13 protein-coding genes are annotated in these 16,818 nt (G+C 72.5%); 10 read left to right on the forward strand and 3 right to left on the reverse strand.

What is annotated here, in order from left to right:
• Positions 1–147: 147 nt before the first annotated feature.
• Positions 148–1,902, reverse strand: coding sequence for a glycoside hydrolase family 35 protein (locus ABT118_RS20915; protein ID WP_350670697.1), 1,755 nt, complete (start codon positions 1,900–1,902; stop codon positions 148–150).
• Positions 1,903–1,989: 87 nt separating this feature from the next.
• On the opposite strand from ABT118_RS20915, the gene ABT118_RS20920 reads away from it, so the two are divergent.
• Positions 1,990–2,841, forward strand: a complete 852-nt coding sequence (locus ABT118_RS20920) for an AraC family transcriptional regulator (RefSeq protein WP_350670698.1) — start codon at positions 1,990–1,992, stop codon at positions 2,839–2,841.
• Positions 2,842–3,026: 185 nt separating this feature from the next.
• Here the strand turns inward: ABT118_RS20920 and serC are convergent, their stop codons facing one another.
• Positions 3,027–4,145, reverse strand: coding sequence for a phosphoserine transaminase (gene serC, locus ABT118_RS20925; protein WP_350670702.1), 1,119 nt, complete (start codon positions 4,143–4,145; stop codon positions 3,027–3,029).
• Positions 4,146–4,292: 147 nt separating this feature from the next.
• Positions 4,293–5,393: a citrate synthase 2 gene (locus ABT118_RS20930; RefSeq protein ID WP_350670704.1), complete on the reverse strand. Its 1,101-nt coding sequence runs from the start codon at positions 5,391–5,393 to the stop codon at positions 4,293–4,295.
• 328 nt (positions 5,394–5,721) lie between these two features.
• On the opposite strand from ABT118_RS20930, the gene pdxH reads away from it, so the two are divergent.
• The 9 genes from pdxH (at position 5,722) to ABT118_RS20975 (ending at position 16,717) form a co-directional block, all read left to right on the forward strand.
• On the forward strand, positions 5,722–6,420 hold the full coding sequence (pdxH, locus tag ABT118_RS20935; RefSeq protein WP_502884619.1) for a pyridoxamine 5'-phosphate oxidase: 699 nt from the start codon (positions 5,722–5,724) through the stop codon (positions 6,418–6,420).
• Positions 6,421–6,491: 71 nt separating this feature from the next.
• Entirely contained in the window at positions 6,492–6,911 is a 420-nt protein-coding gene (locus ABT118_RS20940; RefSeq protein ID WP_350670706.1) for a CU044_2847 family protein, read from the forward strand.
• A gap of 40 nt (positions 6,912–6,951) precedes the next feature.
• The gene (locus tag ABT118_RS20945) at positions 6,952–9,027 is read left to right on the forward strand and encodes a VMAP-C domain-containing protein (RefSeq protein ID WP_350670708.1); all 2,076 of its coding nucleotides are present in this window, start codon (positions 6,952–6,954) and stop codon (positions 9,025–9,027) included.
• Positions 9,028–9,054: 27 nt separating this feature from the next.
• On the forward strand, positions 9,055–10,032 hold the full coding sequence (locus ABT118_RS20950) for an AAA family ATPase (RefSeq protein WP_350670710.1): 978 nt from the start codon (positions 9,055–9,057) through the stop codon (positions 10,030–10,032).
• A complete protein-coding gene (locus tag ABT118_RS20955; RefSeq protein WP_350670716.1) occupies positions 10,029–12,710 on the forward strand; it encodes an SAV_2336 N-terminal domain-related protein in 2,682 nt (893 codons plus the stop codon). Before ABT118_RS20950 ends, ABT118_RS20955 begins: the two co-directional genes overlap by 4 nt.
• Before the next feature lie 41 nt (positions 12,711–12,751).
• The gene (locus ABT118_RS20960) at positions 12,752–12,910 is read left to right on the forward strand and encodes a hypothetical protein (RefSeq protein ID WP_350670718.1); all 159 of its coding nucleotides are present in this window, start codon (positions 12,752–12,754) and stop codon (positions 12,908–12,910) included.
• A 313-nt stretch (positions 12,911–13,223) separates the two neighbouring features.
• Positions 13,224–13,409, forward strand: a complete 186-nt coding sequence (gene fxsA / locus ABT118_RS20965) for an FxSxx-COOH cyclophane-containing RiPP peptide (protein ID WP_350670720.1) — start codon at positions 13,224–13,226, stop codon at positions 13,407–13,409.
• A gap of 60 nt (positions 13,410–13,469) precedes the next feature.
• Positions 13,470–15,875, forward strand: a complete 2,406-nt coding sequence (locus tag ABT118_RS20970; RefSeq protein WP_350670723.1) for an FxsB family cyclophane-forming radical SAM/SPASM peptide maturase — start codon at positions 13,470–13,472, stop codon at positions 15,873–15,875.
• A gap of 26 nt (positions 15,876–15,901) precedes the next feature.
• Positions 15,902–16,717, forward strand: coding sequence for an AAC(3) family N-acetyltransferase (locus tag ABT118_RS20975; protein ID WP_350670726.1), 816 nt, complete (start codon positions 15,902–15,904; stop codon positions 16,715–16,717).
• Positions 16,718–16,818: the final 101 nt, after the last annotated feature.

Raw genomic sequence — 16,818 nt, forward strand, 5'->3', positions numbered from 1 at the left:
GGACTTTCCCCCAGCCTCCGGCCGGGAGGTGCCCCCACCCAGCCTTCGGCATCCCAGCCTTCGGTCGGGAGGTGCCCCCTTCTCGGCGCCGTCGATGCACGCACCCCAACGCCGCCCGCTGATCCGACGTGATCCGAACGAGAGGCGCTAGAGCTCGGGGCGGTCCCGGAGTTCCACCGACCGGGGTGCTGCGTCGCCGAGTTCGAGCAGGAGGAGTTCGTTGCTGCCGGTCCGGAGCAGGGGCTGGGGGCAGAACAGGGTGGTCTGGGGGCCGCGGTCGTCGTAGCGGCCGAGCAGGAAGCCGTTCACCCAGAGGTAGCCGCGGCGGCCGCCGGGGACGGCGAGGAAGGTGTCGCCGGTCGCGTCCAGGGTGAACTCCCCCCGGGCCAGCGGGCCTTCGGTCCCGAACTGCAGCGGCGGCAGCGGCGCCAGCAGGTCGAACGCGGCCACCCGGCACCCGTGCAGGTACTGCCGCTCGTGCCGGACCCCGCCCGTGATGCCCTTCCGGTCGCCGGTGCCGGGGCCGTAGTTGACCCGGCCGAGCGAGTCGACCAGCAGCTCCAGGGTCACCCCGCCGGGGGCGGTGAGCGGTTCGCCGGCCACCCCGCGGGCCAGTTCGGCCACCCGCTTCCCGTCCACCCGCACGGCGGCCCGATCGTGCAACCCCTCGACCGTCAGCGGCAGTTCGGGCCGGTCGGCGGGGACGTCGAAGACGTACCGCACCACCCCGTGCTCGATCCCCAGCTCCTCGAAGGCGGGCGGCACCGGGTGCACCGACTCGGCCCCGAACGGGATCGGCGCCGAGTCGGTCAGCTCGACCGACCGGGCGGCCAGCACCGGCGGCAGCTCCACCGGGCCCGGCACCCGGTCGTCCAGGTAGCGGGCCTGCTCGGGGTGCGCGGCCGCGAACTCGGCCAGCACCGCCCGGAACAGCTCGTACTTCTCGGTCACCCCGCCCCGCTCGTCCAGCGGGGCGTCGTAGTCGTACGAGGTGGTGACCGGCTGGTACGGGGACTCGGTCCAGTCGGTCGAGTTGAACGGCGGGTCGGCGTGGTTGGCCCCGGCGCCGGTGCCGAAGTTGGTGCCGCCGTGCGCCATGTAGAGGTTGACCGAGCCGCCGGCCGCCAGCATCCGGCGCAGCGTGTCGGCGGCATCGGCCGCGTCCCGGCTGTGGTGCGGCCGCCCCCAGTGGTCGAACCAGCCGTTCCAGTACTCCATGCAGAACGGCGGGTCCTGCGGCCGGTGCCGGCGCAGGGTCTCGAACGCGGCCTCCGGCTCGGAGCCGAAGTTCACCGTGGCCAGGACCCCGGGCAGGGTGCCGCCGGTGAGCATGTGGTCCTCCGGCCCGTCCGAGGTGAACAGCGGGACGGTGACGCCCCGTCGGACCAGCCCGTCGGCCAGGTGCCGCAGGTACGCCCGGTCGCTGCCGTAGGAGCCGTACTCGTTCTCCACCTGGACCATCAGGACGTTGCCGCCCCGGGTGGTCTGGCGCTCCACCACCGAGGGCATCAGCACGTCCAGGAAGCTGTCCACGGCGGCCAGGTAGACCTCGTCCGAGGTCCTGGCCCGGCGGCCCACCCGGGCGGTCAGCCAGCCGGGCAGGCCGCCGTTGTCCCACTCGGCGCAGATGTACGGGCCGGGGCGGACGATCGCCCACAGGCCCTGCCGGGCCGCCTCGTCCAGGAAGGCGGGCAGCTCGTCCAGCCGGGTGTACGCGCCGGGCCTGGGCTCGTGCAGGTTCCACGGGACGTACGTCTCGACGGTGTTGAGGCCCATCGCGCGCAGCGCGGCCAGCCGGGCCGGCCACTGCTCGGGCCGGGTGCGGAAGTAGTGCATGGCCCCGGAGAGGATGCGCAGCGGGCCGCCGTCGAGCCGGAAGCCGGTGGAGTCGTAGGTGAGCATGGCTCCAGCCTGCGCGAACCAGCAGGTCGGAGGCCATGGACAAAGGCCCGGCGAGTATTGGATTGTCGGACCGGAAGGAGGTCGGCGATGGAGCGGTGGTGGCACTACCTGACGCCAGGTCCGGCGCAGCTGGCCACGGGGCTGGCCTGTCTCGGGGTAGGGATCCAGCGCGGCCGGCTGCCCACGGTCGGGCCGCGCACCCTGGACCACTGGGTGGCCGTGGTGGTCACCACGGGACGCGGCTGGTTCACCGGGACGAACGGCGTGCGCCAGCCGGTGGCCGCCCCCGCCGTGCTCTGGCTGCGCCCCGGTGAGCCGCACCACTACGCACCGGACGGCGGCGGCTGGTCCGAGTCCTTCGTCGACTTCACCGGTCCCGGCACCGACGGGTACGCCGAGCTGGGCCTGCTGCCCGCCGCGGACGTGACGCCGCTGGCCACGGCCGAGTCGGCCCAGCGGGTGCTGGCCCGGATCGCCGCGGCCTGCCGCCGGGGCGGTCCGCTGGCGGAGCTGGAGGCCTCGGCCGCGGTGCACGAGCTGCTGGTCGAGCTGCGCCGGCACCGGGCCGACCTGACCGTGCCGATGAGCCGGGGGGCCGGGGAGCCGGTGCTCGACCTGCTCCGCCGGGACGCCTTCCTGCCGCTCTCGGTGGCGCAGCACGCCCGCCGGGCCGGGCTGACGGTGGCCGAACTGCGGCGGGCGGTGCGGTCGGTCGGGGCGGTCGGGCCGAAGGAGTACCTGCTGACCGTCCGGCTGAACGAGGCCAAGGCCCTGCTGGCCGCCGGCGAGCTGCCGGTCGCCGGGGTGGCCCGCCGGGTCGGTTACGAGGACCCGGCCTACTTCACCCGGATCTTCACCCGCCGGGTCGGCCTGGCCCCGTCCGCCTTCCGCGCCCAGCAGTACCGGGGCAGCACCGGGGCGGTCCGGGCCAGCGGGTAACCTCGTTGACCGTGGACCCCAAGACCCGAATGCGAATCGTGAGCGGCGCGCTGGTGCTGCTGCTGGCCGTGGTCGTCGTGAGCGCCCTGGTACGGCGCTGAGAGCCGACCGGGGCCCGGGGAACGGTGACGCCGGGTGGCGCTGCCGTTCCCCGGGCCCCGGGGCTCAGACGGTCGGACCTGTGGTCAGAGCTGCCCGACCACGTAGTCGATGCAGGCGGTGAGCGCCTCGACGTCGGCCGGCTCGATGGCCGGGAACATCGCGACCCGGAGCTGGTTGCGGCCGAGCTTGCGGTACGGCTCGGTGTCCACGATGCCGTTGGCGCGCAGCGCCTTGGCGATCTCGGCGGCGTCGATCGAGTCGTCGAAGTCGATCGTGCCGACCACCTGCGAGCGCTCCTCGGCCTTGGCCACGAACGGCCGGGCGTAGGAGGACTTCTCGGCCCAGCCGTACAGCCGGGACGAGGAGTCGGCGGTCCGCGCGACGGCCCAGTCCAGGCCGCCCTGGCCGTTCAGCCACTCCAGCTGCTCGGCGAGCAGGAACAGGGTGGAGATCGCCGGGGTGTTGTAGGTCTGGTCCTTCGAGGAGTTGTCGATCGCGGTCGGCAGGTCGAAGAACGGCGGGATGTACCGGCCGGAGGCGGCGATCTCGGCGGCGCGCTCCAGCGCGGCGGGCGAGAAGGTCGCGAGCCAGAGGCCGCCCTCGGAGGCGAACGACTTCTGCGGCGCGAAGTAGTAGACGTCGGTCTCGGTGATGTCGACCGGCAGGCCGCCGGCGCCCGAGGTGGCGTCGACCAGCACCAGCGAGCCCTCGTCGCCGCCCGCCGGGCGGCGGATCGGCATCGCGACACCGGTGGAGGTCTCGTTGTGGGTGAGGGCGTAGACGTCCACGCCGGCCTCGGCGACCGGGAGCGGGTGGGTGCCCGGCTCCGACTTGATCACCGAGGGCTCGCCCAGCCACGGCGCGGCCTTGACCGACGACGCGAACTTGGAGGAGAACTCACCGAAGTTGAGGTGCTGGGACTTCTCGCGCACCAGCCCGAAGGCGGCGATGTCCCAGAACGCGGTGGAGCCGCCGTTGCCGAGCACCACCTGGTAGCCCTCGGGCAGCGAGAACAGGTCGGCGACGCCCTCACGGACGCGCTTGACCACGTTCTTGACCGGGGCCTGCCGGTGCGAGGTGCCCAGCAGCGAGGTACCGGTGGCGGCAAGGGCACTCAGTGCCTCGGGGCGCACCTTGGACGGACCGCAGCCGAAACGGCCGTCTGCGGGCTTGATGTCAGCGGGGATCTGGATCTTAGCCACGGCGGCAGCCTACTGCCCGGGATTGTGAACTCGGAACGCCCGTCCGCCCGCTGAGATGTGATCTTGCCCGCTCAGCACGGGTGTGCAGCGGGTGTGCAGCGGGCCCGGGACGGCCGTCCCGGACCCGCTCGAAAGGGTGACGCGGCGTCAGCGCGCGATGGACCCGTAGCCCTCGATGTCCTGCGGGCTGCGGGCGGCCGGGCCGATGTAGCGGGCGGCCGGGCGGACCAGCCGGCCGGTGCGCTTCTGCTCCAGGATGTGGGCGGACCAGCCGGCCGTCCGGGCGCAGGTGAACATCGAGGTGAACATGTGCGCCGGGACCTCGGCGAAGTCCAGCATGATCGCGGCCCAGAACTCCACGTTGGTGGCCAGCACGCGGTCGGGGCGGCGGTTGTGCAGCTCCTCCAGCGCGGCCTTCTCCAGCGCCTCGGCGATCTCGAACCGCGGTGCGCCGAGCTCCTTGGCGGTACGGCGCAGCACGCGGGCGCGCGGGTCCTCGGCCCGGTAGACCCGGTGGCCGAAGCCCATCAGGCGCTCGCCGTTGTCGAGGGCCTTGCGGACGTACGCGGCGGCGTCGCCGGTGCGCTCGATCTCCTCGATCATGCCGAGCACCCGGGACGGGGCGCCGCCGTGCAGCGGGCCCGACATCGCGCCGACCGCGCCGGAGAGCGCGGCCGCCACGTCGGCGCCGGTGGAGGCGATGACGCGGGCGGTGAAGGTGGAGGCGTTCATGCCGTGCTCGGCCGCCGAGGTCCAGTACGCGTCGATCGCCTTGACGTGCTTCGGGTCCGGCTCGCCGCGCCAGCGGACCATGAAGCGCTCGACCACGGTCTCGGCCTTGTCGATCTCGCTCTGCGGGACCATCGGGCGGCCCTGGCCGCGGGCGGACTGGGCCACGTAGGAGAGCGCCATCACGGCCGCGCGGGCCAGGTTGTCCCGGGCCTCCTCGGCGGAGATGTCGAGCAGCGGCTTGAGGCCCCAGACCGGGGCGAGCATGGCCAGCGCGGACTGCACGTCGACCCGGATGTCACCGGAGTGCACCGGGATCGGGAACGGCTCGGCGGCGGGCAGGCCCGGGTTGAACTTGCCGTCGACCAGCAGGCCCCAGACGTTCCCGAACGAGACGTGTCCGACCAGGTCGTCGATGTCCACACCGCGGTAGCGCAGTGCGCCGCCCTCACGGTCCGGTTCGGCGATCTCGCTCTCGAACGCGACGACTCCCTCGAGCCCGGGTACGAAGTCGGACATGACGGCTCCTTCAAAGATCCGATGCGACGGGCCGCCGTTGGTGGGGCGGGCAACGCCGGTGACCGATGGTGTGTTGGCACTCGGTGTCAGACTGACAGGCACGGAGTGCATTGCGCCAGACACCACTGCGGTGATGTTTCCCCAGGGGCACCTCGGCCCTGGTCAGCCCGGTCCGGCAGCATTGGCGGACCTTCGGGGGTAATACCGGACGAAGCCGGACAATACCCGGTGTGACAGAGGGCGAAGCGGTGGCGAGACACCTTATCTCCCACCCGGGTTTGCCTGGACGTAGCGGTATCCGACGCTTGTCGTACGGGATGATGTTGCCGTGCCTACCGCGGATCGTCACCCGACCACTCCGGCCACGCCCACCGAGGCCCGGCCCACCCCGGACCCGAGCGTGATGCGCCGGCATTACCAGCACGAGGGCCTGGCCGAGAAGCAGCTCGCGGCCGAACCGGTGGCCCAGTTCACCGAGTGGTTCCACCAGGCGGTCGACGCCGGGGTGACCGAGCCCAACGCGATGGTGCTGGGGACCGCCGACGCCCAGGGCCGGCCCAGCTCGCGCACCGTGCTGCTGAAGGGCTACGACCGGCGCGGCTTCGTCTTCTTCACCAACTACGGCTCCCGCAAGGGCAGCGAACTGAGCGTCAACCCCTGGGCCTCGCTGCTCTTCCCGTGGATCTCGATCTCCCGGCAGGTGGTGATCGCCGGGCGGGTCGAGAAGGTCGGCCGGGACGAGACCGCCGCGTACTTCAGGACCCGGCCGCACGGTTCCCAGCTGGGCGCCTGGGCCAGCGAGCAGTCCAGCCCGGTGAGCGCCCGGGAGGTGCTGGAGCAGCGGTACGCGGAGCTGGAGCGGCGCTACCCGGAGGGTGAGGGCGTGCCGGTGCCGCCGTTCTGGGGCGGCTACCGGGTGGTGCCGGAGACGGTGGAGTTCTGGCAGGGCCGGGAGAACCGGCTGCACGACCGGCTGCGCTACGTGGCGGAGGCCGGCGGCTGGCGGGTCGAGCGGCTCTGTCCCTGACTGGCCGAACTCTGCTGTGGTGAAGACTTGTTGGTGTTCCGGTGGCGCCTGGTGTGTGCGAGAGTGTCGGGATGACGGAGTTCACCGAGTTGACGCTGCCTGACGGGACGTCGGTTCTTCTGCAGGTCTCCGACCTGGGCCCGGCCGGGGTGCGGGCGCCGGGGAATCCGGAGTTCGGGGATCTTCCCGAGGGCGCCGGCGAGACGGTCGCCGTGGGCCGGGGGCGGAACGCCGGGCAGGCGCTGCGGGAGGCACTGCAGCCGCTCGGGGCGGTGCTCGACATGGTGCACGGTGCGGTGAGTTCGGCGGTCCGGCCGCCCGATGAGATCTCGGTGGAGCTGGGCGTGAAGGTGTCCCAGGACCTCAGGCTGGGCATCGTCTCGGGCGGCGGCGAGGCCACGCTCACCGTCAACGCGACCTGGCGCATCGGCCGGGCGTCGGTGCCCACCCAGATTTCATCCGATCAGGGGATGCCTTCGGCCACGTCTTGACGCCACGGTGACGGGGGGAACGGTGGTGCGTTATCCGGCGGTGAGCAGTGATCCGGACGCGGCGATCAAGGCCGTGCACGTCGCGCTGTACCGGTCCGGCGAGGCAGGCGCCTACGGTGGGGGGCTGCTGGTCGCCGGTGACCGGGTGCTGACCTGCGCGCATGTGGTCAACCTCGCACTGGGTCGCCCTCAGTTCGCCCAACAGCCGCCGCCGGAACGGGCCGGGGTGGTGGACGGGATCGTGGTCGCACTGCCGGGCCGTGCGCCGGGCGGCGGCCGGTTCCGGGTGGCGCTGGAGAGCTGGCTGCCGGGGCAGTCGGGTGACCGGGCCGCCCAGGAGGGCGACCACGAGTGGTCCGGAGACCTGGCGCTGCTGCGGATCGTGGACCAGCTGCCGGGTCCGTCCGGTGTGCCGCCGACCGAGCTGCCGTTGCCCGGTCCTGCGACGGCCGGCGTTGCGCTCGGCCAGCACCGGCTCGGCCCCTCGGCCTTTGCCTGGTACGGCAGCGGCAACCCGAGCACGGTGGCCGCCGTGGTGGTGCAGGCCGAGACCGGCCGCTGGCTGGTACTGGACACCCCGGCCTCCGCGCAGCCCCTGGTCGAGGGTTACAGCGGAACCCCGCTCTGGGATCGCGAACAGTGCCGGGTGGTGGGGCTGGTGGTAAGCCGGCGGCGGCAGCGCGCGTTCGCCATCCCGACCCGGGTGATCACGGAACACTTCCCCTGGCTGCACCGCAGCCCCGCTGACGATCCGTCGGCCGAAGCGAGCTGGCAGGGGTTGGTGGAGTCGGTCCGCCGACTGCTGCCCGGTCCGGCCGCCCGGGCCGACCACGCCCGCGAGCTGGCGACGGAGTTGGGCCTGGCACCGCCCGTCGGGGGTGAACCCCCTGCCCCGGAGTGGTTTGTGCTGACCGCACTCTCGGCCCCGCACGGCACCGCCTCGCTGCTGGCGCTGCTCGCCGACCTGGCACCGTCCCAGACGGAGCGGTCCGCCCTCCAGGCGCAGGCTGTGTACGCGGCCCCCGACGAGTTGCTGACCGCCACCGAGCACCGCGAACTGCTCCGACTGGTAGCCGGACTGGAGTTACGCCCGGGGGAGGTCGCAGCCCGGGCGCTCCCGCTGGGGCCCGGGCTGGAGGGAGTCGACTGGCCGGGAGCGGTCCGGATCCTGGAGGGTTACCGGCCGCGTTTCGGAAAGGTTCCGAGCCTGCTGCGGGTGATCGAGTTCGCGGCCCGGGAGACTGGCGACCCTGATCTGGGGAGTGCGCTGCGGGTCTGGAACGACGCGCTGGCCAAGCGGCTCGACCTGGGGGCCGGGCTGGCCGAGCACCGAATTCAGGCGAGCGAGGCGGCCCGGGCCCGCGCGGCTCATGAAGAGACCGAACCACCGCTGGTTCAGCTCCAGTTGTGGCGCTCGGGCAGTACTGAGAACTTCGGCTTCGCCGTCCGGGTGCTCGGCCCGGACGGCTCCGTACGCCACCGGATCTGCCAGGACAGGCCGGACAGTCGCGCGGCCCTGCTGGACGTCCTGGCGGAGGTGCTGGTCCAGGTCGGCCGGGAGAGTGAACCCGGCGTCGTGCCGAGAGTGGAGTGCTTCGTCCAGAAGGACGAGCTGGACCTGGACCTGGACCAGTGGGTCTACCGGCCGGACGAGTTGTTCCCCAGCGTCCTCGGCCAGGACTTCCCGGTGGTCCTGCGCTGCCCCGAGCTGCGGCGGCCGGAGTACCTGCCCGAACTCAGGTACCGCTGGCAGGCCCGGCACACCGCCGGGGTCCTGCCGCAGCAGCAGCGCGACCCGGAGGTGCAGGAGCGCGGCCGGGCCTCGCCGGTCTGCGGAGTGGTGCTCTGCTGCCCACCTGCCGAGACCGGGCGGCTGCGCGTGATCGCGATGGCCGTCGGCGTCCCCGGAGTGCTCTGGCCCCGGCCGGTGGCAGCCGCCGGCGCGGCCGAGCTGCTGCGTGAGCTGACCTCGGGGGTGACCGTGGCCGGCCTGCCCCGGGCGGTGTACGAGGCGCGGATACGAGCCGGGGAGAACGGGTTGGGCAGGCACCTGGCGCTGCTCTGGGACGGCCCGGAGCGGATTCCGGAGACGCTGGTGCTCGGCGACCCTCAGTAACGTCAACTCGCAAGGAGAACAGTGCAGATGAGTACCGCAGACGGAGCAGGCGGAGACTGGCGGCTCTACCGCGCCGATCGGGTGCCGCGCCCCCGGGTGCTGCCGCCGGCCCCGCCCTGGCGCCGGTTCCCGGCCGACGACGTCCAGCGGCACGCTCTGAACTACCAGGTCGGCGAGGCCGAGTCGGACATCGTCAACGCCGCCCTGCACCTGCGCCGCCCGCTGCTGGTCACCGGATCACCCGGCACCGGCAAGTCCTCCCTCGCGGCCTCCGTCGCCTACGAGCTGGGCCTCGGTGAGGTGCTGCGCTGGCCCGTCAACAGCCGCACCGTGCTCGCCGACGGCCTGTACCGCTACGACGCGGTCGGGCGGCTGAGGGACGCCAACCGGACCGGGCGGGCAGGTGACGACGAGTCGGACATCGGCAGCTATCTGCGGCTCGGGCCGCTGGGTACCGCGTTGGCGACCGGGCAGCCCGGCCGCCCCCGGGTCCTGCTCGTGGACGAGCTGGACAAGGGTGACACCGACCTGCCCAACGATCTCCTGGTGGTGTTCGAGGAGGGCGAGTTCGAAATCCCGGAACTGGCCCGGCTCGGCGAGCGGTACGCCGACGTCCCGGTCCAGGTGGCCGGCAGCCGGGAACGGCACGCTGTGCGGCACGGGCGGGTCCGCTGCCAGGAGTTCCCGATCATCGTGCTGACCAGCAACGGTGAGCGCGACTTCCCGCCCGCCTTCCTGCGCCGCTGCGTACGACTGGACCTGAAGCAGCCGACCAGGGAGCAGCTGGAGCAGATCGTCGCGGCCCATCTCGGAGCTGACGGACTGTCGGCTGCCGAGGGGCTGATCGACGCTTTTCTGGCACGCCGTGACAGCGGCCAGGCGGTGCTGGCCACCGACCAGTTGCTGAACGCGGTGCACCTGCGGGTCAGCGGCGTCGACTTGGACCACGACGGTCTGGTGGCCGCCGTGCTGCGCACTCTGGACGACGGCGGGTCGCAGGAGTGACCGGGCCGACCCCGGTCGCCCGGCTGCACCAGATCCTGTCGGCGGCCGGGGTCGCCCTCACTCCCGAGCAGCTCGCCGACGTGCTCTGGCTGGCCGGGCGACTCCCGGCTCGCGCCGGCTCCGAGCCCGCTGGTGTGCAGGCCGAATCCGAAGCGCTCCCGCCGCCCCGAACGCCGGCGGCCCCGGCCCCGCTGCCTTCCTACGGTTCCGCCCACCCCACGCCGCAGGGCACCGACCTGTACGCGGCGGCCGGCCCGGCGGTGGCGGGGACGGCCGCGCTACCCGTCCTGGTGCGGTCGCAGCGGGCGCTGCCCGCCGCCCGCTCCTTCACCCGCGCACTGCGCCCCCTGCGGCGGCACCGGCCCACCCCGGGCGGCGCGGAGATCGATGAGAGCGCCACCGCCGACCTGGTGGCCGAGACCGGGTTGTTCGACCTGGTACTGCGGCCGGCGACGGAACGCTGGCTGGACGTCTCACTGGTGGTCGACGACGGCCCCTCCATGGACCTCTGGCGTGAACTGTCCAGTGAACTTGAGGAGTTGTTGAGCCGGTCCGGAGTCTTCCGGCGGGTGCGCAGCTACGGACTGGACACTCGGCACCCGGATGGGCCCAGGCTGCACGATCGCCCGTTCGGGGCGGGCCAGGCGGCACTGGCACCCCGGTCGGTCTGCCCTGCCGACGGTCGTGGTGTGGTCCTGGTGCTGTCGGACGCCGTCGGCGCGGGCTGGCGGAACGGACGGATGGATCCGCTGCTGGCGCGCTGGGCCCGCAGCTGCGGCACGGCGGTCCTGCAACCGCTGCCGCAGCGGATGTGGCCGGGGACGGGCCTGCGGGCCGAGAGCATGCTGGTGCGGGCAGGCCGGGCCGGAGCCGCCAACTCCGGGTGGCAGGTGGCGCACCCGCTGCTGCCGCCCGAGCTGGCACCGTTCGACGGACTACCGCTGCCGGTGCTGGAGTTCAGCCCAGCGGCCGTCTCGTCCTGGGCCGGCCTGGTCGCCCGGGGCGGGGAGGCGACCTTGCCGGTCGCCCAGCTCACGGGTGAGGGCGTGGCACCTGCCCCGAGCCCGGCGGCCGTCGTCGGGGACATGCGGTCCAGACTGCTGCACTTCCGGGCCGCCGCTTCTCCCGAGGCATACCGGCTGGCCGGGCACCTGGCGGGGGTGCGCCCGTTGACCCTGCCCGTGATGCGCCTGGTCCAGCGCGCCGTGCTCGGTGGCCGCCGCAGCCCGGCGGAGCTGGCCGAGGTCCTGCTGGGCGGCCTGCTGCGGCGGGCTCCCGCCCCGGAGGCCGGACACACTGTCAGGTACGACTTCCGGCCCGGCCTGCGCGAGCTGCTGCTCGAATCGCTGCCCGCCCGCGAAGTGCTGGGCACCGCTGCCCTGGTCACCCGGCTGCTGCACGGCGGTGACGGCGGTGGCGGCCGCCAGTTGCCGGCACTGCGGAGCGACACCGCCGGCAGCGCGGCCCTGCCGCCGGGGGCGAACGCCTTTGCGGGAGCCGACACCCCGTTGCTCCAGCACTTCGGACCAGCCGGCGGGCCACCGGGCGGCGGCGAGCCTGCGGACGACGCGCCGCTCGAAGAGCTGCCGTTCGGCCGCTTGGCCGAACTCGATCCGACGCTGGCCGCCCTGGTACGGGGCGAGCGCTGGCAGGGTGCCGTCGAGCTGGGGGAGCTGGTCCTGGAGCGGCTGCTGACCGAGCTGGGGCCGGACCACCCGACGGTTCTGGGCGGGCGCTTCGACCTCGCGGAGTGGATCGGGCAGGGGGGAGCACCGCAGACCGCCCTGCGGCTCTGCCGGGAACTGCTGGCCGACCTCACCGGCCGACTGGGCACCGAGCGCGGTCGCCTGATGGTGCTGCGGGCCAAGGTCGCGCACTGGACGGGGCGTTCCGACGACTGGGCGGCAGCAGTCGCCGCGTACCGCGAGTTGCTGCCGGACCAGGAGGGGCTGCTCGGGCCGGAGCACCCCGACTGCCTGGTGACCCGGCACCAGATCGCCTTCTGGACGGGGGCAGGCAGTGGCGACCCGGAGGCGACGCTGGAGCTCTACCTGGACCTGCTGCCACGCCAGGAGCGGTTCCTCGGTCCGCAGCACCCCGAGACGTTTCGGACCCGGGCCAACATCGCGTCCTGGACCGGTCAGTCCGGGCAGGTGGCAGAGTCGCTCCAGCTCTGGCAGGCCCTGTTGCCCGAGCTTCGGGAGGTGCTGGAACCGGAGGATCTGCTGATCGTCATCACGGAGGCCGAGATCGGGCACTGGAGCGCGGTCGCCGGCGATCCGGAGTCCGCACTGCGGCTGATCCCGGCGGTCGTGCCCCGGCTGACCGAGGCCTTCGGGGCCCATCACGCGAGCGCGTACCTGCATCGGCGCCGGATCGCCCACTGGACCGGGGTCCAAGGGGACACCGTCGGCGCACTCGGCCTGCTGCGGGAACTGCTCGCCGATGTCGGTCGTGCCCTGCCCCCGGAGAACCCGGCATTCCTCGGGGTCCGGGCCGAGTACGCGTTCTGGACGGTCCGAACGGGGGACCGGACGGCCGGACTGCAGCTGCTGCGCGACCTGCTCCCGGAACTGGACGCCATCCTGGGGCCGGACCACCAGGACACCCGGTGGGTACGGGAGACGGCCGAACAATTGGACGCCGCGGAGGTCGTGGAGGGTGAGGCGGGGGCATAGCTCCGGTAGCAGCGGAAGCTCCGTACGGAGGGGACACCGAGATGATCACGGAACACGCCACCGAGCCGCCGACGGACACCCCGCCGCCTGCTCGGGTGCCACTGATGGAACTCGCGGCTCGCCAGGCCGACGAGACCGTGGTGGCGCCCGGTGCGGGGCCGGGCGAGCTCACGGTGGTGGCCTTCAATTCCGCCATCTGAGGCCGGACCGATCGGGACGGTGCCCCATGCGCTCGCTGCCGATCGGGTGAAACTCCGCAGGCCCTCTTGGAGGAACGTTGCACCTCGGAGGACCAGACCGGCCGGATGGGTTGGTGTGCAGGGGCGCGCGACCTGACCGAGCGGGCCGTGGAATCGGGCGATTGGCTCTACATTGGTGAATCAGGATTGGTAGGGCAGGTGGCATGCCCCAGCCGGCCAGCCGTAGTTGGTGTCCGGGTGAGGCGGCGACGGGCGCCCGGATGCCAGTCGAACAGCGGTCTCAATCACTCACCCGCAGAAGAGGGACAATGCCATGACCAGCACACTTGTCGCCATGCCCGCCGAGCAGCTGACGGACGATCAGTTCTTCGCCGAGCGAACGTCCCTTGTGAGTCTTGCATCTCTCGGAGCAGACGAGCTGACCGCCAGGCTGCACCGGGCGCTTCCGGGCGCCGAGGCGGGGCGGGTCGCGGTAGCGGCCTTCCAGTCCTCGATCTGACCAAGTTCTCGATTGTCATGCAGTAGGGCGTAGTACGTCCCCGACGGCGGTTGGCTGAATATGACGCACCGGCCGGTGCCTTTTACCCAGTTCGTTCTCAAGGTACACAGTCGCTGTGACCTTGCCTGCGACCACTGCTATGTCTATGAGCACGCGGACACCAGTTGGCGTGGGCGGCCACGAGCCGTGAGCGAGGAGGTGCTGGCCAAGGTTGCGGATCGGATCGCCGATCACGCGGCCTCCCATCGCCTCCCAGCCGTTCATGTCGTGCTGCACGGTGGGGAACCACTGCTCGCCGGCCCGGCGCTGCTGCGCCGGGCCGCCGAGGAGCTCCGGCGGGCGCTGCCCGCGCACTGCGAGCTCGACCTGCGGATCCACACCAACGGTGTGCTGCTGAGCCGGGAGTTCTGCGAACTCTTCGACGAGTTCGGCATCAAGGTGGGAATCTCGCTGGACGGTGACAAGGCTGCCAACGACCGCCACCGGCGCTACGCCGACGGCCGCAGCAGCCATGCCAAGGTGCTGGCCGCCGTGCAACTGCTCCGGAGGCCCGAGTTCCGGCACCTGTACGCGGGGCTGCTCTGCACCATCGACGTCGAGAACGACCCGGTGGCGGTCTATGACGCACTGGTCGCACTGGACCCGCCGAGGATCGACTTCCTTCTCCCGCACGCCACTTGGGACGATCCGCCGAAACGCCCGGCGGCGCTGGGCCGGGCACCGTACGCCGACTGGCTGCTGGCCGTCCACGACCGCTGGACGGCCGCCGGACGCCCCGTCCCCGTCCGGAGCTTCGACTCGATCCACCGAACCCTGCGCGGCCGCTCCAGCCTCACCGAATCGCTGGGGTTGGAACCGGTCGATCTGGTGGTGATCGAGACGGACGGTACTTTCGAGCAGGCCGACACCCTGAAGACTGCCTACGACGGCGCGCCCGTGACGGGTTTCGACGTCTTCGCGAACTCCCTGGACGAGGTTGCCGCACACCCTGGCATGCTCGAACGACAGTCCGGCCTGGCCGGGTTGAGCGCCGATTGCCGGGCCTGCCCGGTGGTGCGCTCCTGCGGCGGCGGGCTGTACGCGCACCGCTACCGGACCGGCAGTGGCTTCGACAACCCGTCCGTCTTCTGCGGGGACCTCATGCAGCTCATCACCACCGTCCGGGACCAGAGTCGAACGGCCGCCCGGATCCCGGCGCAGGCAGTCCCGGCGGAGCCGGTGCTCACCGACGGGCAGCTCGACGAGCTCGCGCACGGCCACGGCAGCGCCGAGACGGTGCGCGTACTGGCGAACGCCCAACTGGGCCTGACCCGAAGCCTGCTGGCCGCGGTGGCAGGCAGCCGGGCCTCGGCTGCCTGGGAGCTGCTGACCACGCTGGATCAGGAGGCCCCGCAGGCGCTCGACACGGTGCTGCGGCACCCGTACGTACGGGCCTGGGCGGTGCGCTGCCTGCAAGGTGAGCAGGGGGCGGATCTGGGCACCCTCGCCGAGCTGGCGGCCGCGGCCGCGATCCGGGCCGGGCGGGAGCTGGACCTGGTGCTCCCGGTCCGCGGCGGGTACATGCAACTCCCGGGGCTGGGAAGGTTGCTGGTCGGCGGCCACGGCGAGGAGCGGCTCACGGCGGACGCGGGCGGCTTCACCGTACGCGGGGAGCGGGCGTACTGGGCTGACGCCGAGCAGTGGCAGCCGGTCCGGCAGCTGGCCCTTCCCGATGGCTGGACGGTGGCGCTGGAGGACACCGACCCGCAGCGGGACAGCCACCAGTGGCCGGTCGAGGATCGCCTGGGTGAAGAGGAACTCCTGCGCTGGCAGGGGGCGCTGCGCGAGGCGTGGGAACTGCTCGGGCGTGACCTGCCGGGGTACGCGGCCGGTGTCCGGGCCGGGCTCGGGACCATCACGCCGCTCCGCCAGGGGCAGCCGGGGCACGACATCAGTGCGGCGGCCCGGCAGGCGTTCGGTGCGGTCGGGATCGCCCGACCGGCCACCGCGCCGGTGCTGGCACTGCTGGTCGCACACGAGTTCCAGCACGTGAAGCTGGGTGCCGTGCTGGATTTCCACGACCTGTACGACCCGACCGAGACCCGCCGCTTCCACGCTCCCTGGCGGCCGGACCCACGCCCGCTGGAGGGGTTGCTCCAGGGCACGTACGCCCACCTGGCGGTCACCGAGTACTGGGGCACCCGGGTCCGGGCTTACGACGGACTCCCTTGTGAGGCGGCGGATTTCGCCCGTCTTCAGCTGGCCACCTGGCGCTCGCACACGGCCAGGGCGGTGGAGACACTGGCCGATTCGGGTGCACTCACCCCGCTCGGACTACGCTTCGCGGCGGGGATGGCGGCCACCGTGGCGCCGTGGCTGGCGGAGCCGGTCGGGGCGGCGGCCGAGGCGCTGGCGCGGGAGGCGGTGGCCGAGAACCTGGCCCGATGGCAGGCCGGTGGGATTGCGCCGGCGGACATCGGGTCCTGAGCCTGCCGGGCCGTGGACTGGAAGAAGTGGCAGACAGCTCTGGGAGGTTGCACGTGTACTCGGTGGCGGATCTGACCGGCCATCTCCGGGAGCTCGGGGTCCAGGAGGGTGAGACCCTGCTCGTCCAGTCCTCCGCCAGGTCGATAGGGCAGGTCGAGGGCGGTACGGCCGGCATCGTGGCCGCCCTGCACGCCGCGCTCGGCCCGACCGGAACCCTGGTGGTCTACACGGCGACGCCGGAGAACTCGGACACCTCCCCGCTGGCCGCACTGCTCACCGACGGTCTCGATCAGGAGAAACTGCGCGCACACCGGGCCACCATGCCGCCGTTCGACCGGGCGAACACCCCTGCCTCGCCGGCCCTGGGACGGATCTCCGAGGAGGTCCGGACCAGGGCGGGCGCAGTGCGCAGCGCGCATCCGCAGACCTCGTTCACGGCGATCGGGCCCCGGGCCGAGGAGCTGATGACGGATCACCAACTGGAGAGCCATCTGGGTGAGCGCTCGCCCACGTACCGGCTCTACCAGGCAGGGGCCCGGGCGCTGCTGGTCGGTGTCCCGCTCTGGTGCTGCACCGCCTTCCATCTCGCGGAGTACTGGCAGCCGGAGCAGGTGGTCCAACGCTACGGCTGTGTGATCACCGACCGGCGCGGGCTGCGGCAGTGGGTGCACTTCGACGGGCTCAAGCTGGAGATCCGGCACTTCGAGGCGATGGGGGAGATGCTGGCCGACCGGCTTCCGGGCCTGGTCACCGGTCGGCTCGGAAACGCAGGATGCTACCTGTTGCCGATCCGGGCGGGGGTCGACACGGCAGCCGAGTGGCTGTTGGGGCTGCCCCGTTGACCAGGGCATGCGGCAATCGGGAGGGACGCCCTATTCCATTCGGGAACCCGACCTTCCTACACTGAACTGCTTTGTGGGGGCACGGCACAGTCCTGGGCGGG

Origin of the sequence: Kitasatospora sp. NPDC002040 (assembly GCF_040296785.1) — a bacterium.
GTDB lineage: Bacteria > Actinomycetota > Actinomycetes > Streptomycetales > Streptomycetaceae > Kitasatospora.